General features: G+C 40.2%; 18 protein-coding genes. 4 read left to right on the top strand and 14 right to left on the bottom strand.

The window, feature by feature from the left end; all coding sequences use genetic code 11:
- The first annotated feature begins 74 nt into the window (after nucleotides 1–74).
- Nucleotides 75–1,058 (top strand): metal ABC transporter solute-binding protein, Zn/Mn family, encoded by a 984-nt coding sequence (locus AC0VYV_RS17015; protein ID WP_475372799.1) that lies wholly within the window; start codon nucleotides 75–77, stop codon nucleotides 1,056–1,058.
- Between the two features lie 143 nt (nucleotides 1,059–1,201).
- On the opposite strand, the gene AC0VYV_RS17020 is transcribed toward AC0VYV_RS17015, so the two are convergent.
- Complete coding sequence (locus AC0VYV_RS17020) at nucleotides 1,202–1,696, bottom strand: lactoylglutathione lyase family protein (RefSeq protein WP_194219131.1); 495 nt, start codon at nucleotides 1,694–1,696, stop codon at nucleotides 1,202–1,204.
- Nucleotides 1,697–1,826: 130 nt separating this feature from the next.
- Between AC0VYV_RS17020 and AC0VYV_RS17025 the strand changes: the two genes are divergently transcribed.
- A complete protein-coding gene (locus tag AC0VYV_RS17025; protein WP_430241802.1) occupies nucleotides 1,827–2,156 on the top strand; it encodes a winged helix-turn-helix transcriptional regulator in 330 nt (109 codons plus the stop codon).
- 61 nt (nucleotides 2,157–2,217) lie between these two features.
- On the opposite strand, the gene rpiA is transcribed toward AC0VYV_RS17025, so the two are convergent.
- Nucleotides 2,218–2,877 (bottom strand): ribose 5-phosphate isomerase A, encoded by a 660-nt coding sequence (gene rpiA, locus AC0VYV_RS17030; protein ID WP_475374005.1) that lies wholly within the window; start codon nucleotides 2,875–2,877, stop codon nucleotides 2,218–2,220.
- A gap of 236 nt (nucleotides 2,878–3,113) precedes the next feature.
- Between rpiA and AC0VYV_RS17035 the strand changes: the two genes are divergently transcribed.
- Nucleotides 3,114–3,524, top strand: coding sequence for a cytochrome-c oxidase (locus AC0VYV_RS17035; protein ID WP_475372801.1), 411 nt, complete (start codon nucleotides 3,114–3,116; stop codon nucleotides 3,522–3,524).
- A gap of 116 nt (nucleotides 3,525–3,640) precedes the next feature.
- On the opposite strand, the gene AC0VYV_RS17040 is transcribed toward AC0VYV_RS17035, so the two are convergent.
- The 11 genes from AC0VYV_RS17040 to garR all read right to left on the bottom strand — a co-directional run bounded on the left by AC0VYV_RS17040 (nucleotide 3,641) and on the right by garR (nucleotide 23,077).
- Nucleotides 3,641–5,140: a glycoside hydrolase family 32 protein gene (locus AC0VYV_RS17040; RefSeq protein ID WP_475372802.1), complete on the bottom strand. Its 1,500-nt coding sequence runs from the start codon at nucleotides 5,138–5,140 to the stop codon at nucleotides 3,641–3,643.
- 42 nt (nucleotides 5,141–5,182) lie between these two features.
- Nucleotides 5,183–5,779, bottom strand: a complete 597-nt coding sequence (locus AC0VYV_RS17045) for a YesL family protein (RefSeq protein ID WP_430241640.1) — start codon at nucleotides 5,777–5,779, stop codon at nucleotides 5,183–5,185.
- Between the two features lie 40 nt (nucleotides 5,780–5,819).
- Nucleotides 5,820–6,845 carry a LacI family DNA-binding transcriptional regulator gene (locus AC0VYV_RS17050; RefSeq protein WP_475372804.1) on the bottom strand — a complete coding sequence of 342 codons (1,026 nt, stop codon included), beginning with the start codon at nucleotides 6,843–6,845 and terminating at the stop codon, nucleotides 5,820–5,822.
- Between the two features lie 213 nt (nucleotides 6,846–7,058).
- Nucleotides 7,059–13,040: a GH32 C-terminal domain-containing protein gene (locus AC0VYV_RS17055; RefSeq protein WP_475374006.1), complete on the bottom strand. Its 5,982-nt coding sequence runs from the start codon at nucleotides 13,038–13,040 to the stop codon at nucleotides 7,059–7,061.
- A gap of 93 nt (nucleotides 13,041–13,133) precedes the next feature.
- Entirely contained in the window at nucleotides 13,134–15,350 is a 2,217-nt protein-coding gene (locus AC0VYV_RS17060) for a LamG-like jellyroll fold domain-containing protein (protein WP_475374007.1), read from the bottom strand.
- 80 nt (nucleotides 15,351–15,430) lie between these two features.
- Nucleotides 15,431–17,029: an ABC transporter substrate-binding protein gene (locus tag AC0VYV_RS17065; RefSeq protein ID WP_475367851.1), complete on the bottom strand. Its 1,599-nt coding sequence runs from the start codon at nucleotides 17,027–17,029 to the stop codon at nucleotides 15,431–15,433.
- Between the two features lie 105 nt (nucleotides 17,030–17,134).
- The gene (locus AC0VYV_RS17070) at nucleotides 17,135–18,052 is read right to left on the bottom strand and encodes a carbohydrate ABC transporter permease (protein ID WP_404681227.1); all 918 of its coding nucleotides are present in this window, start codon (nucleotides 18,050–18,052) and stop codon (nucleotides 17,135–17,137) included.
- A gap of 13 nt (nucleotides 18,053–18,065) precedes the next feature.
- A complete protein-coding gene (locus tag AC0VYV_RS17075; RefSeq protein WP_394176328.1) occupies nucleotides 18,066–19,022 on the bottom strand; it encodes an ABC transporter permease in 957 nt (318 codons plus the stop codon).
- 357 nt (nucleotides 19,023–19,379) lie between these two features.
- Nucleotides 19,380–20,729 (bottom strand): GntP family permease, encoded by a 1,350-nt coding sequence (locus AC0VYV_RS17080; RefSeq protein WP_475374008.1) that lies wholly within the window; start codon nucleotides 20,727–20,729, stop codon nucleotides 19,380–19,382.
- A 19-nt stretch (nucleotides 20,730–20,748) separates the two neighbouring features.
- Complete coding sequence (locus AC0VYV_RS17085) at nucleotides 20,749–22,176, bottom strand: four-carbon acid sugar kinase family protein (RefSeq protein ID WP_475372809.1); 1,428 nt, start codon at nucleotides 22,174–22,176, stop codon at nucleotides 20,749–20,751.
- Nucleotides 22,169–23,077 (bottom strand): 2-hydroxy-3-oxopropionate reductase, encoded by a 909-nt coding sequence (gene garR / locus AC0VYV_RS17090; RefSeq protein ID WP_475374009.1) that lies wholly within the window; start codon nucleotides 23,075–23,077, stop codon nucleotides 22,169–22,171. Before garR ends, AC0VYV_RS17085 begins: the two co-directional genes overlap by 8 nt.
- 205 nt (nucleotides 23,078–23,282) lie before the next feature.
- On the opposite strand from garR, the gene AC0VYV_RS17095 reads away from it, so the two are divergent.
- On the top strand, nucleotides 23,283–23,903 hold the full coding sequence (locus tag AC0VYV_RS17095) for a GntR family transcriptional regulator (RefSeq protein ID WP_430241659.1): 621 nt from the start codon (nucleotides 23,283–23,285) through the stop codon (nucleotides 23,901–23,903).
- A 65-nt stretch (nucleotides 23,904–23,968) separates the two neighbouring features.
- Here the strand turns inward: AC0VYV_RS17095 and AC0VYV_RS17100 are convergent, their stop codons facing one another.
- Complete coding sequence (locus AC0VYV_RS17100) at nucleotides 23,969–24,838, bottom strand: alpha/beta fold hydrolase (protein WP_475374010.1); 870 nt, start codon at nucleotides 24,836–24,838, stop codon at nucleotides 23,969–23,971.
- Nucleotides 24,839–25,031: the final 193 nt, after the last annotated feature.

Here is a 25,031-nt window from a genome sequence, read left to right on the forward strand (position 1 = left end):
GTAATGATTTTGATTTACAAATCGAAATCATTACGATAATATTAAAAATAGAATTTTACGAGGGAGGGAATATTTTGAATTTAAAATACGGGAAAATTTTATTATGTTTGATGACTGTCTTGGTCTTAGCTGCGTGTGTTGGAAAAGAAACAAGTACAACTGCTACTAATGAAAGTAGTGAAAAAACAAAACTAAGTATTTATACAACGCTATTTCCTATTGAGGATTTCACAAGGAAAATAGGTGGGGAATATGTTGAAGTTGTCTCGATTTTACCACCTGGATCTGATGCCCATACTTACGAACCAACGACACAAACGATGATTAAGATTGCTGAAGCAGATGCATTTATCTATAACGGGTTAGGAATGGAAAGCTATGCTGAAGCTATTGCTAATTCGGTAGGTGATGTAGAGATTGTTGAAGCTTCATCTGGAATTGAAACCTTAGAACATAGTGATGAACATGACGAGCATTCGGAAGAAGAACACAAAGAGCACTCTAAAGAGGAACATTCGGATGAGCATGACCATGGAGATCAAGATCCTCACGTATGGCTTGACCCTAATAAGGCGATAGGAATGGCGGAAAACATTAAAGAGACATTAATTGAACTTAAGCCAGATGCAAAAGAGGATTTCGAAGCCAACTTTCAAAAAGTTAAAAACGATTTAACTGAACTGGATAAAGAGTTTGCTCGTTTAGTAGATTCCAAAGATCATCCTGAAATGATTGTTTCTCATGCTGCTTATGGGTATTGGGAAAACCGTTATAGCATTCATCAAATTGCGATTTCCGGGCTTTCTCCGTCAAATGAGCCATCTCAAAAAGCGCTTGAAGAAATTATTCATACGGCTAAGGAGAAAAATCTGGATTATGTATTGTTCGAACAAAACGTTACCCCTAAGGTGGCACAAAGCCTCCAGTCCGAAATTGGAGCAAAAGCACTTCGTCTTCACAATTTATCTGTTCTTACTGAGGATGATATTAATAACAAAGAAGATTATTTTAGCTTAATGCGTAGAAATCTTGGAACGCTGGATCAAGCATTAAAGTAAAATCACGAAAGAAACCCTTCTCCTTAAATAAACTTATTGATTTCAATTCATTCCTCTATTTTTCTCTTCTTTTGACTACGTAGGTATTTAACATATGAAAAAAGAACCAAGAGAATAAGTCTCTTGGTTCTTCTTCATTCTAATTAATAAGCACCCTCCGAATAAGTCAGTTCATAGCTATGAGAATAGATCTCGAAAATATTGCCGAACGGATCTTCCACATACACCATTCTAAATGGCTTTTCATTTGGATAGTATTCGCGGATCGGCATACGCTGTTTCCCGCCGTGCTGCTTAATTTTCTCAACGATTCCTTCAATATCAGGGTCCTGGATACAGAAGTGGAAAATACCTGTTTTCCAGTATTCGAAGTTATTTTCTGGCGTTTCATTTTCCGGGAACTCAAACATTTCGACGCCAATTTTATCTCCGGTTGATAAGTGAGCAATTCGGAACGTATCCCAATCGTCTCCAAAGACATCACGGCACATTTGTCCAATCGGGGAATCATCATTGTGCACATCAGATGGCTCCATCAAAATATACCAGCCGAATACTTCCTTATAAAATTTAATAGCTTCTTCGAGGTTTGGAACCGATAGTCCGATATGAGAAAAACTTCTTGGATATGGTAACATAGTTTTAAACTCCTCCTTAGTGATTATGTTCTGTCAACATACGTTTATTATACTGAGAACAAAATGATCATGTAAGAACGCACTTTTTTGTGCGATACTAACCAAAAGGTAAGAAAGGAGTCGATCCAACATGAATTCTCCAGTGGATCAAAACGGAAAACTAAAATGCTCGATTGAATATACATTAAAGAAAATCGGCGGTAAATGGAAAACGGTGATTTTGTGGCACCTCTGTGTGGATGGGAGTTTTCGCTACAATGAATTACGCCAGTTACTACCAGGCGTCACACATAAAGTGATGAGTCATCAGTTAAAAGAACTAGAAGAAGAAGGTTTCATCGATCGAAAACAACAAAATACCGTCCCACCAAAAGTGGAATATTCGATTACGGAAAAAGGCAAAACGTTGATGCCGATTTTAGAGCAGATGCACTTGTGGGGGACTGAGAATCAAAAATAAAGAGTGCCTGTCACTACCTTACTAACTTGTAAGAAGTGACAGGCACTAGCAATAGATCATCTTATTTTGAAATCTCGTAAATACCCTCTTCACTTGCCACTAATGCTTTTGTAACAACACTCGCAAAAAGGGAGACGTCAATTACACCAGGTATTTCTTTCAGGCGTTTTTCAAGTTGAACACTCTCCTGCCCTTTCTCAAACCAAACATCAATTAAAAAGTTTCCATAATCGGTAACTGTATATCCATCCTTCGCAGAACTTGAACGCACTTCTGCCTTTCCTTCCATCTCTCCTACTTTCTTTAGTACAAATGCAAGTGAATCTTGCAAAATCTCCAGTACGACTGGATGCTGATAACTTAATTCCGGAACAACTTTAGAATCATCAACGAGCAAGATATAGTCCTTTGCCATTTGAGCAATGAGCTTTTCTTGCGTGTGAATACCACCGCCGCTCTTTAGTGCATGTAACTTTTTATCAACCTCATCACAACCATCAAATGCAACATCTACTTCCTCAACGGTACTTGTTGGTAGCACTTCCAGGCCCTGATTTACGCATAGATGCTTTGTTTTTAGAGATGGGGTTACGACTTTTACATTTAACTTTTCTTCCTTAATAAAGTCAATTAAATATCCAATTGTACTTCCGCCCCCAAGACCGATGATGGTTTCATCTGTTATGTATTCTAGAGCTGCTTTGGCACATTTCTGTTTCATGTTCATTTTGACACCTTACCTTTTTCAGAGTTTATCTTCTTGTAAGAAAGCTAGCTTTGGTTGGTTTTATTGTAACAAAATGAGAAGTGAAAAAGTTTAGAAAGACAAGGATATTCACAAATAATTGACGGATAAGGTCTTCGCTCTTGGAACAAACAGTTATATTCGGCATAATCCTCCTTCTAGCGATATATACTTAAACGGGCTATCTAACATGTATGGGAGGGGTAATGAGAATGGGGATATGGTTTCTTAAATTGGCAGCTCTTTATTTCCTAATTGGAGTTAGTATGGGGTTAGTGATGGAGATGATGGGGGATCACAGTTTGGCAGGCGCTCATGCTCATATTAATCTATTAGGTTGGGCTTCCATGGGCTTATTCGGTTTTATCTATATTCTATTCCCTAACGCTAGTGAAACGCTCTTAGCAAAACTGCATTTCTGGCTTTATAACGTGTCATTCCCTTTATTTATGCTTGGACTATCTTTTTTCCTTGCAGGCAATACTTCCCTAACCGTTCTTCTCATGATCTTTCCTAATCTTCTTGTCTTAAGTGTCATCCTGTTCGTTATTAACATGTTTATAAATTTGAAAGCAGAAGACGTTGCTCACTTGCTTAAGAAAAGCGAAACGACGTCACTCTAATTCTATTAAGTCGTTTAATAGTAAAACATAGTTAAAAGGTCGAGTTTCCAATTGGAAACTCGACCTTTTAACTTTATCAGTAGGTACATGTCTTTCTCCTATTTCCCAAATACAAGTTATGAATTAGTCCACACTGATTTCAATCGATTTATCTCCATCGAATGAATAAAAATTTCATCGCTACTGTATAACTCCAGACCATTACTATCCTCTTTAGGAAACACCAAATTTGTAACGACCGTTTCCCCACTATTCCCAAAAATCTCAATGGAGGATCGATCAATTAATACGGTCAATTGCAAACGCTCATGAAGTGAGTCCATCTTTACTGTCTGCTTACAGGCAAAAGAGGAATGAAAAGAAGAATCTCCTGATCGAGTTCGATCAAAAGTTAGCCTATCTGTTTTTGCATTATATTCGATGACTGTCTCTTCATTATCAGACTTTAAGACCTTTAAACCTACTATTTCTGATGAACGGGGATTAAGATCAATGGTTATTTCAAGTGTGTTTTCATGAATACCGCTTAGCACATTTTCACCTGATGTTACCTTTTGTTCTTTCAACAGTACAAGAGGCTCTTTAATATTCTTAAGTTCTGTAACTGGCAGTTGGGTAAGTAGGACACCAGCTACTGTGGATTTCAAAACTAGCTCTCTAGGGATTGTCATCGCGCTTCTCCAACCTTCTGTAGGTGTTTCATTCGCGTAGCGCCAGTTACTCATCCATCCAATCAAAATCCTTCTCCCATCATGATCTGGTAAATCTGACCACGTTACGCCTGCGTAGTTATCTCTCCCGTGATCAAGCCAGCACACATGATCTGGATGATGATCGTTTCGAAACGTTTTACCATCAAATTCACCAATGAAATATTGTGTTTTTGAACCACTATCGACATCTGGATGGTCGCCAAGGCTAACGAGTAATACCCACTTTTGTTTGGATGGATCGTGGTCTACTGGTAGTTTAAATAAATCAGGGCATTCCCATACCCCCTGGTGCGATCCTTCTTTCTCTCCAAACGTGCTGGCAAACTCCCAGTCAATTAAATTTAATGACGTATAGATACTAATGGATTGCCCTGAAGCGATGACCATCACCCAACGATTCGTTTCTTTGTGCCAAAAAACTTTAGGATCTCGAAAATCTAGAATCCGAGGTTCTGATAGGACCGGATTCCCTTTATATAATGTCCAGCTCCTCCCATTATCGCTGCTGTAAGCTAGGCTCTGCCGTTGGCGTGGTCTGTCGGATCCAGGATATGTATCCGCATGAGTAAAGATTGCTACGAGACCACTTTGCCCATTAAAGAACCCAGTTGTATCATCCCAGTCGACAACTGCACTGCCCGAGAAAATAGCCCCGTTTTGATCGGGTTTTAACGCAATAGGGAGATGCTCCCAGTGAATCAAATCTTTACTCACTGCGTGTCCCCAATGCATCGGTCCCCAAACACTACTATAAGGATGATATTGATAGAATAAATGATATTCTCCGTTAAAATAAACCATCCCATTTGGGTCGTTCATCCAATTTGATTCTGGAGTGAAATGAAACTGAGGTCTATGCTTCTCTGAATAGTTGCTTCGAGGAACGACTTGTTCAACACCCAATATTCAGCACCCTTTCCTTCAACAAAGTTTTTAACTAAACCATTAATTAATTTGTAGTTTACTAATTGCTTTAAGAAACCAATAACTAATAAAGTAAGCTAACGTACTTGTGATAAAAAATAGTCCTGCTGGGTTATCTAACAAGAAATAGACTGTCCCAAGGGTAACAACCCCAATTATGATTGTTGAATATGGACTTGCTACAACAAGAAAAAACGAATTTCGCACCAGTTCGTGCCACTTTGCTTTCACGTGAACCATCATCGGAAATAAGTATATAGTCATAAGGACAAAAATGATGCTTAGAAAGACACTTACGATAAAAATCACAACTTCAAGCACTGATCCAGATAAAGATACGATTTGGAAATTTAGGTATAAAGAAAGTCCAACTAAGCTCCAAATAAGGGATAAACCAAAGCTTTGTTTGAAATTCTCCTTAAACAACTTAAAGAAAGTAATGAAAACACCTGCATCTCCTTTTTTAAGTTGCCATGTTCGTACCACACCGAACAAAGCTGCTGTTGAAGGAAAAATCGTGATAATCGGAACACACATGATCGCCCAGATGAAACTGAGAAAGAGGAAATCTACTGCTTTTTCTAAAAAAGAAAATACCCTATATTTATGATTTCCCAACTCACTCTCCTCCCGTCGTTTACATACTCACTTGCTACTTTTAACATGAATTTCGTATTTCTAGGCTTGATGGCAAGCTCACACAGGAAGATTCTTTCTGTGGATTATCTAAACGAGCGAGCAACAATTCTGCTGCCCTTTCCCCTATTTCATGAATAGGCTGTTTAATAATGGTTAACGGGGGATTCGTTGCTTCTGTCCATTCATAATTATCATAACCAATAACCGCCATCTGTTCAGGCACTTGAATCTTGCTTTTATTTAACGTAACAACGGAACCTAATGTGAGAATATTGTTCCCAATCATGACTGCCGTGCATTTGGATTGCTCCAGTAAAAACGCCATAGCATTTTTCCCAGCTTCCAATGAGGCTTCATCGATCACGATCATTGATTCGTCAACCTGGAGATTGTTTTCTCGTAAAGCATGTTTATATCCTCTAAGTCGTTCATCACTAGTCGTTAGTCCAAGTGGTCCGGATATATATCCTATTCTCTGGTGCCCCTTTAGAATTAAATGATTCATCGCCTCATACGTGCCTTTGAAGTTATCGACAAGCACACAGTCACAATCAATCCCCTCTGGCTTTCGATCAATGAATACAATGGGTAACTGATCTTCAAATTCTTTTAAATAGCTATGATCTCCGTAGGTTGGAGCCATAATTAACCCATCAATCATTTGGTTTTTGAACATATTGATTTGTTGAATCTCATTCTCGATTTCTTCGTTTGAATTACTTAAAATTAACTGATAGCCAATTTCTTTAAGCTTTTTCTCAATGCTGTGCGCAATTGACATAAAGAAAAAGCCCGAGGTATCCATTTCTTTAGCAGGAATAATCAAACCGATCGTTTTTGAACTGCTGCTTCTAAGACTTCTAGCTACGAAGTTCGGACTGTAGTTAAGATCCCGCATAGCCTGATAGACCTTTTTCTTCGTATTTTCAGAAACATACCTCGTTCCGTTAATCACGTGAGAAACGGTGGCCGTTGAGACACCTGCTTTTTGAGCGACATCTTTCATTTTTGAACGCATATTGCTTCCATCTTTAACGGTGCCCATATCCTATTCACCTACTTATCAGATTATTCGCCCTTTTAAACTGCGAATCACGTGACGCGTAATCGATTACGTTACTTTTTATAAAAGAAGCTCTTACAAAGAGCTTAAGTAAACGATTACGTATATTATAACTTTAATTATAGTTATTAAAGTAAGCGCTGTCAATTAACTTTCTACGTTAAATAAAGAGGATATATTACTTTAAGAACGAGTTTAATTCGTATTGATAATACTGGCTCCATTTAACTGATAGATAGCTAAAGAGTTTAAAGTTACTTCACCATCGATCGCATATAGTTCTACCTGATCACTCGTTAATTCAGGAAAGATTTGATTAGATAACACAACCTCACCATCATTTCCAAACACTTCGATAGAAGAACGATCAACAAATAAGTGAAGTGTAACTGACTCATTCGAAGGCAACATGACTACTTCGTGCTTAGCAGCAAAAGAACTACTAAAACTCGTATCACCAGACATAGAACGATCTAAAGATAACGTAGCATTTGCTATGTTGTAACTAACTTCTGTGAATTCGTCATGACCTACCCGAACTTTAAAACCAAATTCTTTCGCTGTTGATTGATCTGTTTGAAATTCAGCAACAATTTCTAACGTATCTCCTTTCATATCAGATAATAGATTCTCACCAGGTACCACTACTTCATTCGTCCAATAATTTTCTTCCCCTCTTAAACTCTGAAGCTCACTGACAGGAGTTTGAACGAGGCGAGCACCTAAATTCGAAATGCTTTTCAAATTTAATTCCTTTGGGATTGTCATTTTGCTTCGCCAAATAGAAGTTGGAATCGCTTGACCATACTCCCAATTGTTCATCCATCCCATCGCAACTCGACGTCCATCAGGTACATGATTAAAAGTTAGCGGCGCATAATAGTCAGCCCCATGATCGGCATATAGTACGGTACTTGCTAGATTGTCATTATGAAAGGTCGCTCCATCAAAATCACCAATAAAATATTGCACACCTGATCCACCAGCAGGAGCACCTTTACTAAGACTTACCTGCATCACCCATTTGGTGTTGTTTAGATCATCATCCACTGGCAATGGGAAAAGATCTGGCACTTCCCAAACTCCTTCATGTGATCCTTGATTTTCACCAAAGTCGCTCGCAAACGTCCAATCTTTCATGTTTTCCGAATGATAGATGCGAACAAATTGCTTTTGAAATTGATCTTCCACTGCAAGCAGCATCACCCATTGATTGGATGCTTCATGCCAGAATACTTTCGGATCTCTGAAAACGGAGAATTGGTCGAGGTTTGTGAGGACGGGATTTCCAGCATACTTCTGCCACGACCGACCGTTATCATTGCTGTAAGCGAGACTTTGACTTTGATTTCCGCCTTTTTCATGCGTAAACATGGCCACCATGGCGTCTTTCCCAAACCCGGCCGTATTGTCTTCATCTACGACAACGCTACCTGACCATATAAATCCGTTCTCATCTTCTTCTAGCGCAGTCGGCAGTCTTTCCCAATTTACTAAATCCGTACTAACCGCATGCCCCCAATTCATTGGCCCCCATGTTACGCCAGTCGGATTATACTGATAAAACACATGATATTCTCCATTATGATAAACAAGCCCATTAGGGTCATTCATCCAATTTTTTTCGGGAGTATAGTGAAACTGTGAACGGTATTTTTCATACCGCTCACTCGTTAGAATGTCTTCTTCTGAATTGAACACATGAAAATCATCAACATTGATATGACCCCATCCGCCGGTAGCATTGTCCACCACTTTGATGAATACTTCTTCCCCTATATAGGAAGAAGCGTCCCAGTAGATTCTCTTATACTTTTCACTTTCTGTACCGGTCGATTTAAAGAGCTCCTTCCCATCAGCCTCGCGTACGAGAGAAACATATAAGTGATCACTATCCTTCCCCCCACCAATCAAAAAGTCAATCCACCCACTTCCATAGAGGGTAAAGGTCCCTGATTGTATTTCACCTATGTCGGCGTCTCCGCCATCCTTGAAATTCCACAGGTGATAGGCGTCTTGATGATTGAAGCAACAGTCCCATTCCCACTCATCCTCCTGTGTTACATCCTGGTCACTAAAGGCCTCCCCGGTAACCGTCCACCCGCTCAAGTCTCCCGTTTCAAAACCGGGGTTCGTTATCGTTACATTATTCGGAGGCTCTACCGGAGCATTCACATCATCAATACTAATGTGCCCCCATGAACCTTTGGAACGATCAACAACCTTTAGATAAACATCCTCTCCAATGTAATGAGAAGCATCCCACTTAACTCGGGTATAGCCTTCCTGGTTCCCCCCACTTACTTTCATTAACTCTTTCCCATTTGAACTTCTTACTAGTGCAACGTAAAGGTTATAAATATCGTTCCCACCTGATACGAGGAAATCAATTTGTCCATTTCCTCCAAGCGTGAATTTCTGTGAACGTATCGTTCCAATTTCGGCATCATCACCGTTATAAACACTGTATAGATGAAAAGCTCCGTTTTGATTAAATGGACCTCCCCACCCCCAATCATCAGCAGACGTGACATCAAGATCGCTAAAGGCATCGCCTTCCATGACAGTCCACCCCGTTAAGTTACCAGCTTCAAAATCATGATTCACTAACTCATCATGAGGGGGTTCTTCAACGACGGCAATCGCACTCGTTGCCGTATGACCTCCATCCCTTGTTTCCGCTTTAATCGTAGCAGTACCTTCTGAATGAGCCGTAACTTTTCCATTCACAACAGTCGCAACGCTTGGATTACTTGAAGTCCAGATCACCTCTTTATTCGTTGCTTGAGCCGGCTTCACTTCAGGTGTTAATCGTTCTGTATTTCCAGCAATTAACTCTAGCGACTCTGGATGGAGTGATACCCCAGTAGCATTCACCTTTTCGTACGCAGAGTTCATCTCCCAAACCTGTAATGATTTTACGGTGACGGATTCACTTTGCTCATTTGCCCAGAGCTGAACACCTTTCGCATCGTCTCTTGTCGGATAGGCTCTTGTGGTTAACCCTTTTTGTTCATTTAAATAGGCATTGATTTCAGAACGATCCACATATACATGGAGATTGATCGTCTCTGAATCAGTATCTACCTCTCCACCTTGGTACCATTTTTCCACATCTGGATCGAGACTTGATTTCGTTCGGTTCACCCAAAACTCCTTACTACTTTCTTTGTAATACACAATTGTTTCCTCTTCGCCATTCGGTGAACGTCTTAAGCTAATTCCCGCTTCATTAGCAGATCCATTGTCTAGTTCTAACTGGATCTCAAGCATATCTCCTTCTATGTCGGAAAGAAGTTGATTTGCTTCTTCCATAGAGGTGTCAGAAGTAAGATTAATAAGCTGCTCGCCACGTAATTCGTTCAACTCTTGGATCGGCTTCATCCCTAACTTACCATCATCTCGATAAAAAACCTCTGTTGGCAAACCATAATTGTGGGCATAGCCAGCATCATAATCGTCGTTTGCTGGACGCCTTCCCTGCGTAATACTATGAATAACGGTTCTTCCATCAGGCGTTACCATTCCAGCTGGTCCAGTAAAATGGTCTCCAACATCGAGTAATTGCGGGGTTTCATTATCTGGGGTGAACTTAGCGGAACCCGGATTCCACGTTCCAATCCAATAGTACGTATACCTCGACTGATACTCTTCCCTTTCCATTTTGGCAGGGTTGATCAAGAAGATATGTTTTCCGCTATCGCCTAATGGCAGCAAAATCGGCAGCTCCCAAACCCGTCCAGTTTCTGGATAGGTTCCATAATCTCCAACGAATAAGTCTCCTTCGAAGGTCCAATCTTCAAAACTGGCATCCTTTGTAGAATACACAAGTGCGGTACCTCCAACGGCTTTATCATCAGTTCCTTCTTTACCAGAAGTCACTAACATGTACCAGGTATCACCATCTTTAAAAACGTAAGGATCTCGAAATTCACCCATGATCCCCTGTCCTTCTTCTTGATCTAGAATCACTTCTGAATTCTTTTCCCAACGGTTAAGATCGTTATCCCCATCCTGCAAATACGTGCTTCTTGCTAAATTAATGCGCTGATTAGGCTGATCACGATCATCACCCGCTGTGTAAAAGATGACAGGCACACCATTATCATCGACAACAGCACCACCTGCCCACGCCCCCTCTGGATCAACATCATAGCGCCCAGGTATAACGGCATCGTCAACATCTCTCCAATGAACCATATCATCACTTACAAGATGCCCCCAGCGAATATGATTCCAGTATGGACCTCTAGGATTACTCTGATAGAACACATGATATTGACCATTAAAGTAAATAGGACCACCTGGTTCATTTCCCCAATGGTTCGGAGGAGACATATGAAACTGTGGCCGATGTTGGTCGTCCGCTAAAAGACTGCGATCGGTTTTTACATCAGCGGTTGGTAGATTACCATTTAAAGCGCTTACATAAGATTCGTAGGAATCTTTCACATTCCCAGAACTCAAGGCTTGATTGTAGATTTTCACTTCATCCATAAGGCCACTAAACATATTTAAATCAAAGCCATACAACCACATACCATCATTGTTTTTTCCGATCAATAAATCTCTTACACTCGGTTCAATCGCAGATCCTGCATCAAATTTTCGTGATGATACCTTTTCACCATTCTGGTATAAAACAGCTTCTCCAGTGGTGCTATCGTACGTTGCGACAATGTAAGACCACTCATTTAAAGGGAGTAGTGTATCTGACATCACTTCATGCCAATCCTCACCAGTACCAAACTGTAACCCCCACGTGCCATGTCGGAAATTCCCTAGTATGAATCCTTCTTTCTTTTCCCGGTTATGCTGATTCACGATTGCAGATAACCGACCTTCGTCTCCATGTTCAAAATTTCTTGGAGCTACCCAGGCTTCAACCGTTAGCGCTTCTTTAGGCACTGGTAGTTTCGTAGGGCTATGCGTAATCCAGGTAGAGTACCCATCAAATAATAAAGAACCGTTTGAAATGCCGTCTTTCCACAGCGGATCCTTGGCTTCCTGAAAGACTCCCTTACTGAGATGGTAATCAATTAAGTTGGTTTCTCCTGTGACTTGCTCTACAGTATCCTGACCAGTACCTTCATCTAAACTCCAGTGAGCCATTAACCCATCAGTGAAAGGAGAATTGGTTGTTCGAAAGTCATCAACATTGATATGTCCAAACGCCCCTTTAGCATTATCGACGATTTTGATAACCACTTCTTCACCAATGTATTCTGAAACATCCCAATAAACGCGCTGGTACTTTTCCGTATCTCGTCCGGTTTCTTTTCGCAACTCTTTTCCATCAGAAGTTCTTACGAGAGCAACATATAGATTCTCATCGTCATTCCCTCCTCCAATAAGAAAATCGATTCCGCCATTTTGATCGATCGTAAATGGCTCTGAGTGCAGCTCACCTACTTGATCGTCTCCACCATCGTTAAAATTCCATAAATGGTAGCGCCCCTCATGCAAAAATTCATCGCCTTCACTCCATTCATCTTCATGAACAAGGCTTTCTGGGCCAAATGCATCTCCGCTTACAATTTCCCATCCCCTTATTTCGTACGGAGTTAGTGCCGTATATTCGAAATCATGATTATAAATAGAAGGCTCCACATGGTCATGTAAAGAAGGGGTCGCAGGAACATTCACATCATCAAGATTGATATGCCCCGTTGTCGTTGAATCAACAACTTTAATCCTAACAACTGTGCCTATATGAGCTGAGGCATCCCAACTCTTCTTGGAATATGTATCTGTCCCAGTCCCTGTTTCCTTCATTAATTCTTCTCCGTCTGATTCTCTAACGAGAGAGATCGATAAGTGATCCGCGTCCGAATCTCCCCCTGTAAGAAAATCAATCTGACCATCTCCACCAAGAGTAAAGGTTTCAGACTGCATGATCCCAACTTTAGTGTCGTCTCCCCGCCCTCCCCATATATGCCAGAAGTTCTTTTGATCAAACGTTTGCTTATCCCAATACTGCGATTCATCTGTCACATCTTTCTCATTGAATGCATTACCGCTTATAATTGTCCACCCGGTTAAATCTCCAGTTTCAAAACTTGGATTTGTAATGGTCGTTTGAGCTTGAACAGGGTTCGAAATACTGATTGGCATAAGGCTACTGATTACTAATAAGACAGTCAGAGAAACCACTTTCAACCTACAGCGATTGAACATGAGTTTGTAAAGCTCCCTTCAAAATAAGTGACTTATCCATTCGGGCAACTAAGGTGACTAGCTTTCATCAATATGACTCAAGGACAAAAAGTCTTAAAATCCAGGCCCCATCTCCCAAACTTCCATCGACTTCACTTTTATGTGATCATTCGCCCACACCGCTATACCTAGTGCTTCAATCTCAGGGTATGCTCTCGTCGTTATACTTTTTAATTCATTGGCATAGCACTCTATGATGGAACAATCGACGTAAATATGAAGCTTTAACTGTTCTCCATTTAGTAGAAGTTCCCCACCTTGAGATTGGACCAGGTTTGAATCATTTGTTTTCTTTTTAACATTCAACGTCTCTTCTTGACGGTTATAGTATAGGAGCGTTTCGACATTCCCACGATCAGACTTTAAAACCTTTACACCATATTCACTCGCAACCGCATCTTGAAATTCAACACAGATTTCAAGCATATTTCCTTTCACATTAGCTAAGATATCATTGCTCTCTTCAACAGATTGATTCTCTAATGAAACAAGTTTTTTCTTGCGAAGCTTTATTAATTCTTCGATCGGTTTAACGCCTAATCTTCCATCGTCTCGTAACCATAGTTGCAGAGGAAGACCTCCATTATGTGCCCATCCTGCTTCATATTCAGCTTTAAGCGAACGCCTTCCCTGGGCGATTGTAAACAAAAGCAAACGACCGGTTTTTGGATCAATCATGGCACTTGGTCCTGTGAAATGAAAATCGCCTACATCAATGAGCTGCGGTTTTTTCTGATCTGGTATAAAGCGATAACCCTGTTTATCCCATGTCCCAATCCAATAAAACACTTCTACATCAGCATTTCTTCCAACAGGACTAATAATAAATAGATGCTTTCCCTCGCCAAGCGGAAGTAAAATCGGCAGTTCCCACACTTCACCTAGGAAAGGAAACTCTTGATCCTTATCATCATATAGAAGGCCTTTACATTCCCAATCTACTAAGTTATCAGAAGTAAATATAATGGCTGCTCCACACACCCCCTCTATACCAGTCCCAACAATTTGGTACCAGAGGTCTTCTTCTTTCCATACAAAAGGATCTCGAAACCCATCATGATGCAAGCCCAATCCTTTAGGCTGAACCGTTACGGGAACGGGATGCTTTCTCCATTTCTTTAAATCGATATCTTGATCTTCCCTAAACGTACTTCTTGCAAGACCTGTCATCTGATTTGGCTTCTTTGATGAATGACCTGCTGTAAAGTACAAAACGGGTAATCCATCTTCATCATAAGCGGCGTTTCCTGACCAAATCCCGTCCGGAGCTAAATCATCCGCTTCCGTTTCAATGGCAATAGGTAAATCGCGCCAATACACGAGATCATCACTCACCCAATGTCCCCACTGGATGTTACCCCAATAAGGGCCCTGTGGATTATGCTGATAAAACAGATGGTATTTCCCTTTGAAATAAAGTGGCGCATGTGGTTCATTCATCCAGTGACCCGGTGGTGTTAAATGAAACTTAGGTCGGAATGGGTCATGATCATAAATGTTTCGATCGATCGCAATTTCTTCATAAGGTAGGTGTGGAATCTCTCCTTTATAAGGTAATAGATAGTTAGTGAAGCTCGTTTTTATTTCCGAGTCATTTAATGCTCGATTATAAATCTTAATATCATCGATTAAACCACTGAACATATTCAATGAAAACACGCTTTCAATCGTAAGCGCATCATTGCTTTTACCTATCAAGAGCGCATCATGACTCACCGTCATAGAAACGTTTTGAGCGATTGTTTTCTCAGCGACTTTTTCACCATTAAGATACAATTGAATACGCCCTTCTTTACCGTTAAAGCTTGCTGCAAGATGAGACCACTTCAACTTTGGTAATGGACAATTATCTGCCCAAACTTCGATCCACTCATCTTCTACACCAAGTTGTAATGACCATTTCCCATGGCGATGAACACCAAGGATAAACCCTCGATTCATCTTTCTGTTATGTTGATTAACAATACCTGTTAACCGTTCATCCTCAATCCCGCCGAATGAACGTGGGGCTAGCCATGCCTCAATGGTAAACGCTTGTTCAATTGTAGGGACCCCTTCTTTACTTTCAACCCATGTTGAATAGCCATCAAATAAAAGTGCGTGGTTGTTGATTCCTTTTCGCCACTGAGTTTCATGAACAGGTGAATCGGAACGATCATTAAACACATAGTGAATAGGATTTGTACGAGAGCCGTCATGGACGTGCTTCCCTTCTCCTTCAGAGAATCCCCAATAAGCTATCAGTGATTTTTCCAACTCAACATTCAACATATTTAACACTCCCAGTTTGTAAAGAAAGTTAGAACATCTCAATCATGTTCTAACTTTCTTCATCATGCCTATTCTATTTTCTACTGATTCTTTTTAAAGCGATCCAATCCATCTTGGTATATTTCCATTAAGCGACTTAGACCCATGTCTTCAAGCTGCTTATTGTAGCTATCCCACTCCTCGTTTACGCCGCCTTCCATTAGCCACTGAGCTTTCTTCTGATTCGTAAATTCTTTAATATCTACTTCTAGACGATTAATTTCATCTAGTTCATCAGGACTAAAGAAGATTTGCGGGTAATTCTCTTCTTCAAGAAAAGGCGCATAGATCGAATTCAAATCTTCCAAACGCTGTTTTGCACGCGGTTCCATTTCAACAGATTCCTCAAAGTCTTCTTTCAAAATGGCTACTGGTCCATTTGGTGCTACCTTTTGTCTTAATTCACCCATCACCACATCATCGGGTTGTTCTTTCAATACGAGTTTTCCATCCTTTTCTTCAAAAATGGTACCAATTGGCCCCCAGTTAATTTGAGCTGACATTTGTGTTTCATATAACTGATCTACCCAACGCATCGTGATTTCTGGATTTGCATTTGCGGAAGTGATCGCAAACTCTCCACGAGAGTAGTCTGAGTAGTTGGATCGCCCAACAACTTGATCTCCATTCGGACCTTCAAACGGTGGTAAGAGGACATAATCATCTTTCAATTCTGGACCGACTACTTCTTCCGATTCCCACCAAATATAAGAACCATATTTTTCGTTTTTCCCTTTAGCAAAGTACTGAGAGACATCTTGAGTAAATGATTCTTTATCAATCAAGCCTTCTTCCATCCACTGATGATAATAGTCTATGGCTTCTTTATATTCCGGTTGAACAGCTGTATAGATCACTTCTCCATCTCTTACAATGCGATGATCAACGTTATCTGGCATATTAAATGCTGCAAACATATCGCCGAAGTTTCCAGTCCAGAAGTTGAACATAAAACTTAAAGGAACTTCATCCTGCTTACCATTTCCATTTGGATCTTTCTCTTTGAAAGCAACTAGAACATCGTGATACTCGTCAAGAGTCGTTGGCATTTCCAATCCTAACTCGTCTAACCAGGATTTATTAATCGTCATAAAGTTTGGTACAGCTCCAAGTCCAGCTTCCTCAGCACGAGGCAGCGTATAAATATGTCCATCAGGAGCAGTTACCATGCTCTTAAGTTCTGGCCTCTTCTCAAACAACTTTTGAATATTAGGCGCATGCTCTTCAATTAAATCCTCTAGTGGAATGAGCGTGCCATTCTGTCCATACTTCACAATGTCCAAATCCGTAAATTTCGCTGAATAAAAAGCGTCAGGCAAGTCACCACTTGCGAGCATCAAGTTTTTCTTTTCTTCATAACCATCATCCGGAATATTACTCCATTCAATTTTTACATTCGTCATATCTTCTAACGTATTGAAAATTTCCATCTTGTCGTATTTCGGTGCGAGCGGTGCTTTTGGTGATACAAATTCCAGGGTGACTTGATCATCTACAATTGGAAGCCCTTCTTTATTGAAATCAGCCGATTCGGCTTTCCCATCAGAACTACTATCTTTAGAAGAGCAAGCACTTAATACAAGAATGAAACAGAGTAACAAACATATGAAAGGAAAAGACCAACTTTTTCGTTTACCCATCACTAAATTCCCCCCGAATGGTTTTAATTTACGGCAATCACAAGCAATTTCAGTAAAGCCATTTGATCGGCGATCCACCTCCTAATAATGAAGTAAAGCAAATGGTTAACCTTTAATACTTCCAATTAAAGCTCCCTTTACGAAATACTTCTGTATGAAAGGATATAGAATTAACAGCGGTATAGCAGCAACAATAATGACACCATATTTGATTAAATCAGCAATTCTTTGCTGAGCAGCAAACGATTCAACATCGCCAACCATACTGGCAGAAGCTTCATTTTGAATAAGGATTGATCTTAAGATTAGCTGTAACGGATATTTGTCTTCATTATTTAGATAAATTAAAGCATCAAAGAACGAGTTCCAATGTGTAACGGCATAAAACAATACCATTACAGCGATAATCGGTTTCGACAGTGGTAACACGATCTTTAAGAAGAATTTCGTATTTGAGCACCCATCCATTTTGGCTGATTCTAACAATTCGTCTGGAATCGTCGACTGAAAGAACGTTCTTGCCACAATCAGGTTCCAAACCGCAACCGCCTTTGGAATAATGAGGGCCCACATCGTATCTACCATACCAAGGTTTTTAACGACTAAATAAGTTGGGATTAATCCCCCTGAGAAAAACATGGTGAAAACAAACAGAATCATGAAGAAATTTCTACCTACTAAATCTTTTCTCGAGAGCGCATAAGCTGCCATGAGGGTTAACGTAACATTCACTAATGTTCCAACGACGGTGTACAGCACCGTATTTTTATAACCTGTCCAAATCCGATTATCTTGAAAGATTCGTTCATATCCTTCAAAGGTGATTCCCTGAGGCCAAAACCATACATCGCCATTGTAGACGCTATCAGGGTTACTAATCGAAGCGATGATAATAAAATACAGCGGGTACAAAACGACGAGTGAGAGTGTCGTAAGAAAGAGGAAGTTGATGAGATCAAATATCTTATCCTCTTTCGATTTTCTTGACCATAATTTCGAACGATTCATCACAAATTGAGTCATAACTTACTCCCCCTTACCATAGCCCTGAACCGGATAATTTCTTGGCAGCCCTATTAACTGCCCACAATAAGATAAAGTTAATCACTGCGTTAAACAATCCAACCGCTGCCGCAAAACTGTACTGAGCACTCTGTAAACCTACTTTATACACATAAGTTGGGATAATCTCTCCTGCTGAGACATTCAACGGAGTTTGCATTAAATACGCTTTCTCAAATCCGATGTTCATTAGATTTCCTACCGATAGAACTAATAAAATCATCGCGGTAGGCAAAATCGCTGGAATATCGACATGAAGGATCCTCTGCCATTTATTTGCTCCATCCATAATTGCTGCTTCATGAACTTCTGGACTAACACCAGCTAACGCTGCAAGATAAATGATCGCTGCCCACCCTGTCTCCTGCCACAAGCCTGAAGAAATGTAGAGTGGTTTAAACCAACCTGCCTGTGACATAAAATGAACAGGTTCGGCACCAAAAATCATGAGGAAATTGTTTATTAAACCGTTCGGTGAGAAGAAAACATACACCATACCTACAAGAACAACGACCGAAATAAAGTGAGGAGCATAGATAACAGTTTGAACGAATTTTTTGTAACGCTGATTTCTTAACTGATTTAAAAGAAGAGCAACCATGATCGGTAACGGAAAGCCAAATAATAATTGCAGCACACTGAGCTCGAGGGTGTTCTCTAACAGAGTCCAGAACTGAAAGGAATTGAAGAAACGTTCAAAGTGCTCAAAACCAACCCAGGGACTTCCTGAAACCCCCAATGTGGGCATATAATCTTGAAACGCAATGAGGACACCGTACATAGGGACATAGTGGAAGACAATGAAGTAAATTAACGTAGGAAGTAGAAATAAGTACAATTCATAGTTATGTAAAACCTTTTTCCAGGAGCTGTTGACCTTTGGGACACTACGGACATTTCTTCTAGGTAACGCTCTAAGTTTCGTCTCCATAATCTCTCCTCACCTATAATTAATCGTTTACGTAATCGATTACTTTTTCTAGTAAAAAAAATGAATGTTCCTTGATTATTCACTTAATTGGTTCATTATCGAAGAAGAACGACTCATTTAATCGTTTACGTAGAAGCTTTGATTGACTTTATTGTAAGCGGTTTCTTATTGAGTGTCAACTGGTTTTTAGAAAATTGAAATAATAGCAGTTCAACATTTCACTATGAAATGAGTAAATTCTATCAACTGTTTTTCACTCACATTAATGAATAAAGTTCCTATTAGTGAAGCAATCACTACTTTACGATAAAGTCAAAGCAATTGATATCAGTTCAAAAAGCAGGGCAAGTGCCCTGCTTAAATACCCGGTAAAATGCCGGAGAATAAACTAAGAAGATATACCATTCCAAATGCGCTTAATCCTGCTATAAAACCTCCAATTGTCCACGCTTTAATTGTCTCAGATACGGTCAATTTACCGAATCGACTAACGACCCAGAATCCAGAATCGTTAGGAAGCGAAAGTCCAACCCCTCCGGCACAAATCGCAAGACCTAATAAGACAGGTGAAACGCCAAGGTCAAGAGCCAGCGGTCCTAGAATACTTGAAGTGGTGACAAGCGCCACGGTTGTTGAACCTAATGAAGCTCGTAGGATTTGAGAGAAAATAAAGGCTAGCAATAGAGCAGGAATACTCCAGTTCTGCATCGTTTGAATTAAATGGTCTCCTATCCCACTTTGATTGATGACAGCTCCAAAAGCACCACCGGCACCAGTAATAAGGAGAATGACACCTGCCGAATTAATGGCTTCCGTGTACAGAGATTGTTTTGGTGCATTTATATAAGGCGTTAATACTAAAATGGCAACGATTACACTTATAAACAGCGCCATGTTTTTATCTCCAACAAAAGCAAGTGCTGAAGCAAAAGTTGTTCCTGGAACCAGTAGCTGTGAAACAGTATTCGCTAAAATGAGAGCGATTGGTAGGACTAGCATCGCGTAAGCTAATCCTGTACTAATTTCCTTTGACGGTTCTTCTCTTGCTACTGCGACTTCTTGTTCAGCCTCATCATCAGGTTTCGACTGAACGCGCTTTCCAATAAACATTCCGTAGAAATAGCCGCCTACTAATGTTGCAGGGATCGCGCAAACTAATCCATATATGATAAATAGTCCTAAATCTGAACCAGTATTTTCAGCAACAACGAGTGGCCCGGGCGTAGGAGCAATCATGCTGTGCGACACAATCAGCCCTACACCAAGCGCTGTTACAAACGTCACAATTGAAATACCCGTTTTTCTTGATAAACTTTTGATTAATCCCGTTAGGATAACAAATGCGGCATCAAAATAAACTGGAATTGATACAGCGGTCCCGGTAAGAGCCAGACCAGCTGCTGATTTTTTTGCTCCAAAAACTTTAAGTACAGATTGGGCAATTTTCTCTACGGCCCCTGAAGAAGCTAGAAACTGTCCAAAAATTACACCAAGTCCAATTAGAATTCCAACGCCAGCAAGAGTATTACCAAAACCGCTCGTGATAATGCCGGGAATCTCAATAATAGGGATTCCAATGATTAGCGCTGTTCCGAATGCTACACCAATCAGTGCAAGAAAAGGCTCAAGCTTAAATTTTAAAATAAGAACAAACAAAGCAACGAGAGAAAGTAGAAAGATTAAAATAAGCATGTTGCCAGTTACCATCATGTCAACTCCTTAAAGGTTATACAGTCTCTATATTCTGAACAATGTCTCTCAGCGTTGTAACCGCCCCAACATTTCCAGGGAAAATAATGTAAGGAAGGTGAGGAAATTTGCTCTCTTCATCTGTTTCCCAAACAGGAATACCGGGCGCCGCTTGTCCTAGAACTGTGGCTCTCTTCACTTGGAGACCATTTGTTCCAACATCACTAGACGTAATGCCGCCCTTCGCAATAACATATTTAGGTGCAATGGAGAAATCTCTTACAATACTCGTTACAGCATTTGATATCTCAACTGAAAGTTTAAGCTCCTCTTCCTTCATTCCATCACCAAGGTCTAACCGTTCTCGTCTCGTATAGATCACAACCGTTGTTCCTTCTGCAATCTTTGCTTCAGCTTCTTTCCTAACACGCTTTACTTCGGATTTAAACGCTTCAGCTTCCAAAACAAGGTGGCAGTCAAATTCAATGGCGTGAACTTGAGAGAGTTCTTTTAAAGCATTAAGTTGATCAGTAGATTTCTGTACGTGAGAACCCACAACAATAAGTCCTCCAGTCGTAGCGTTTTCCGCAATTAATTGTTCCTTTGTAAGAAGTGGCTTTGTTGGAATATCACCAATTATTTTTGTGAATGTGGCTGCCGTTCTGAAGATAAAGCGTTTTCCATTTTTCATAGCCTTCATTAGGGCAATCGTGAATACCTTAATATCTTCTTCTTCCACAGCATTAACGACCACTTTCCCAAAATCAGTCACGGCTGATAATTGCTCTACCATTCTATCTATTCGTAGTTCACGAATATCTTCTAGAGAGATCGTCTGAACGTCCTCTTTCTTAAACCTTCCAGATGTTTTTTCTTCAACCCACTCTGTTAAGTTGCTTGATTTAAAACCAAATGTGCGATCTTTCGCAAATTCCGTTTCACCTGCTGGAATGAGGACGCTCTCATTTTGAACATAGTGAACATTATGGATTGTCAAGCGCCCGCCTTCTTTAAAAAACGGGATAATCACTTCACCGTCTATCGGTTTATCGCTCTCCTCAATACGGTCTTTCATCACTTCTGTCTCAAGTGGATAGTGCCCTCGTAAAGTCGAATCCCCTCTACTAATAATGAGATAAGATTTATTTAGATTACTCGCAACGTGGCTAACACGTTCTGCAATCGTTCGATGAAGAATTTCTGTGTCATTTTCTGACAATGCCCGGGAGTTCGTTAGAATGAAAAATATACTAGTATCTTCTTCAAATCCTTGTTTGATTGTCTGTTCTGTCCAATCTGTATAGACGGACACCCCATGAACAGTCTGTACTCCAGTAGGATCATCATCTAGTACAACAATCTGATGGTTAAAATCAGATCTCTCTTTCTTCCAAAGATCAGAAATGGACTCGTAATCAATTGATTTTAATTTCGGAAGCTCTTCTATTACTAGCTGGTTAGACATGCTCCTTCACATCCTTTATTACAACTGTATTTGCCAAACGCTCATAATACTGCACTAGTCCACCGTGATCATCACCAGCTTTTCCATCTCCTTTAAGAGCACTAAACATTTCAAGAACTTGACTTGAAAGTGGGAGTGGAACGCCTATTTCATGTGCTGTTTCCATCACGTTTGTTAAATCCTTCATATTAATGTCAATGCGACCACCCGCTACGAAGTTTCTTTCTAAAATGAGAGGGACTTTCGCATCTAGTACCGCACTACCAGCAAGTCCACCACGAATCGCATGATACATTTTTTCTATATCGATTCCTGCTTTGGTAGCTAGTACAAGTGCTTCAGACATAGCCGCTATATTTACGTTAACGATAATCTGATTTGCTAATTTAGCTGTAGCACCGCAACCATTCCCACCAACTAACGTAATATCTTTACCAAGAACTTGTAGGACAGGCAGTACTCTCTCAAATACTTTCTCTTCCCCACCAACCATAATGGCCAATGTACCATCAATCGCTTTTGGCTCCCCTCCGCTTACAGGTGCATCGAGCATATGAACACCATAGTTATTCAATTCATTTGCCAACTCTTCAGACACAACAGGAGAAATGGAACTCATATCTACGACGACAGTTCCTTCTTTTGCTCCCTGAATGATTCCGCTTTCATTTGTAATAACGGATTTTACGTGGTTGGAATTAGGAAGCATCGTGAAGATAATTGAGCTCTCTTTAGCAACTTCTTTTGGTGATAGAGCACCATTTGCCCCAAATACAACACATTCTTGTACAGCTGTTTCATTAATATCAAAGACAGTTACTTTTGCACCTGACTTCACTAAATTTTTCACCATCGGTTTACCCATAATTCCTAATCCAATAAATCCTATATTTTCATTCATCTTAATCTCTCCTTTTTTTACAGCGCTTTCATTTCTTATTTTGAGTGTACACGTTTTTTTATATTTTGTATACATTTTATATAAAATTGTATACAAAAATATTGATCACTTTTCATTTGGAGAGTTTCACTCTATAATTCAAGGTAGAGAATTGGTAAATAAATAGTTCATTAAGAAACTAAATTGTTATTAGCAGGAGTTTATTATGAAAAAAAATGCTTCACAATCGGCTTATCAGCATGCCTATGAGAGTATTCGAGATAAAGTGTTAAACGGAGAGATTGCAGGCGGCACAAAGTTGACAGAAGAAAAGCTGGCTAAAGAACTTGGTGTGAGTCGTACTCCAATAAGAGAGGCAATTCGTAAGCTTGAGCAAGAAGATTTGATTCAGGATAAACGAGTCGTCCTCCCAACTGAAAAAGATATGAGAGAAATCTTTCAAGTCCGTATTCTTTTAGAAGGGTTTGCTGCGCGCGCTTCGGCTACATATATGAGTGAAGAAGCGATTGAAGAGCTACAAAAATGTGTAGACATCGGACGAAATGGTAGAACCGAAGAAATTATGAAAGCTAACAAAGCATTTCACGAAATTATTTTAGACACGAACAACAACAAAGTAATGATTAAAATAATGGATCGAATGCAATCGATCATATACCTCTTTCGTAAAACTGTTGTCTACCATAAGCGGCCACATTTGATTGATGAACATGATCAGATTTGCCAGGCAATCAGAAACCGGAATCCAGAAGAAGCAGAAGAACTAATGAAGAAACACCTTGAAGCGGATCTTGCTTTTTTCTTGCATTTTATGGGGCAGGATTAGGCTAATACTTCAATGACTATTAGAGTAGCAAAAAGGCTGCCCCCTAACAGGGACAGCCCTCCTCATCATCTCTTACTTTTTAAAAAGTCGCGCATATAGTGGTTAACCACTTCCGGTTTTTCGTGATGCGGGGCATGGCTTACGCCTTCCATTCGGTGAATTGTAAGATCACTAACATACTCTTCTAACCCGTCCAGATTGCTGTTTTCAAAAGCGGGATCTGCATCGCCCCAAATGATTAACGTTGGCGAATCAAACATTTGATACGGAAGTTCCAATGGCTTTTGTACGTGCTCTTCGAACGGATAGAAAGAAATAGCCCGGTAATAGTTAAGCATTGACTTCATCGCATCCGGCTGTGTCCAAGCCTCTATGTATTTCTCCTCATCCTCTTCGGTTAAATAACCTTTTTTCTTTCCAGGAATCGTCATCATCTTTCTTAATCGCTCTGCATTATTTTCAACCAGCGCTTCATGAGAATCAGGTCGCTGGAAAAATGCCATATAACTACTATCTTCTCTCTGCCCTGGGTTCTCTGCTAGCTCTCGTCTAAATGTATACGGGTGAGGCGCATCGAACATGATTAGTTTGTTCACATATTCAGGTGAGGTGTAAGCTAACGTCCAAGCTACCGCTCCGCCCCAGTCATGGGCGATTAAAACGCAGTCCTTCTCCCCAAACGCTTCAATCAACTGTTTTACATCCTCGACTAGAATGGACATATCATATGAAGAAACCCCTTCAGGTTTGTCAGATACGTTGTACCCTCTCATATCAACAGCAACGACACGGTAATCTTTCGAAAACTCTTCCATTTGATGATGCCAATTGTACCAGAAATAAGGGAAACCATGGAGAAACAGCATCAGTTCGCCTTCTCCTTCTGTTACGTAATGAAGGTTGACATCATTCACTTTCACAAAGCCATCTTTCATCATTTCATCCACCCTTTCTTATAAAGACTTCTAACATCGAGACACTTTACTCCTCTTCTATTTGATGCGCAATTAGGAGGTCTCGTTTTCTGGATAAATAGGAAATATAACCTAATAAGAGTGGGGTAAAAGTGTGATGAAATTCCTACTAAACTGAGCGAGTACAAATTCAAATGATCGTCCGTTCTCTTTC

The organism is Anaerobacillus sp. QJM3NY_17 (assembly GCF_056173665.1).

Coding starts and splice junctions, on each gene's coding strand:
- rpiA (WP_475374005.1), bottom strand. CDS start 2,877: ATGAAACAGAAATGTGCCAAAGCAGCTCTAGAATACATAACAGATGAA.
- AC0VYV_RS17035 (WP_475372801.1), top strand. CDS start 3,114: ATGGGGATATGGTTTCTTAAATTGGCAGCTCTTTATTTCCTAATTGGA.
- AC0VYV_RS17020 (WP_194219131.1), bottom strand. CDS start 1,696: ATGTTACCATATCCAAGAAGTTTTTCTCATATCGGACTATCGGTTCCA.
- AC0VYV_RS17065 (WP_475367851.1), bottom strand. CDS start 17,029: ATGGGTAAACGAAAAAGTTGGTCTTTTCCTTTCATATGTTTGTTACTC.
- AC0VYV_RS17060 (WP_475374007.1), bottom strand. CDS start 15,350: ATGTTGAATGTTGAGTTGGAAAAATCACTGATAGCTTATTGGGGATTC.
- AC0VYV_RS17100 (WP_475374010.1), bottom strand. CDS start 24,838: ATGAAAGATGGCTTTGTGAAAGTGAATGATGTCAACCTTCATTACGTA.
- AC0VYV_RS17025 (WP_430241802.1), top strand. CDS start 1,827: ATGAATTCTCCAGTGGATCAAAACGGAAAACTAAAATGCTCGATTGAA.
- AC0VYV_RS17070 (WP_404681227.1), bottom strand. CDS start 18,052: ATGACTCAATTTGTGATGAATCGTTCGAAATTATGGTCAAGAAAATCG.
- AC0VYV_RS17075 (WP_394176328.1), bottom strand. CDS start 19,022: ATGGAGACGAAACTTAGAGCGTTACCTAGAAGAAATGTCCGTAGTGTC.
- AC0VYV_RS17050 (WP_475372804.1), bottom strand. CDS start 6,845: ATGGGCACCGTTAAAGATGGAAGCAATATGCGTTCAAAAATGAAAGAT.
- AC0VYV_RS17080 (WP_475374008.1), bottom strand. CDS start 20,729: ATGGTAACTGGCAACATGCTTATTTTAATCTTTCTACTTTCTCTCGTT.
- AC0VYV_RS17095 (WP_430241659.1), top strand. CDS start 23,283: ATGAAAAAAAATGCTTCACAATCGGCTTATCAGCATGCCTATGAGAGT.
- AC0VYV_RS17055 (WP_475374006.1), bottom strand. CDS start 13,040: ATGTTCAATCGCTGTAGGTTGAAAGTGGTTTCTCTGACTGTCTTATTA.
- AC0VYV_RS17085 (WP_475372809.1), bottom strand. CDS start 22,176: ATGTCTAACCAGCTAGTAATAGAAGAGCTTCCGAAATTAAAATCAATT.
- garR (WP_475374009.1), bottom strand. CDS start 23,077: ATGAATGAAAATATAGGATTTATTGGATTAGGAATTATGGGTAAACCG.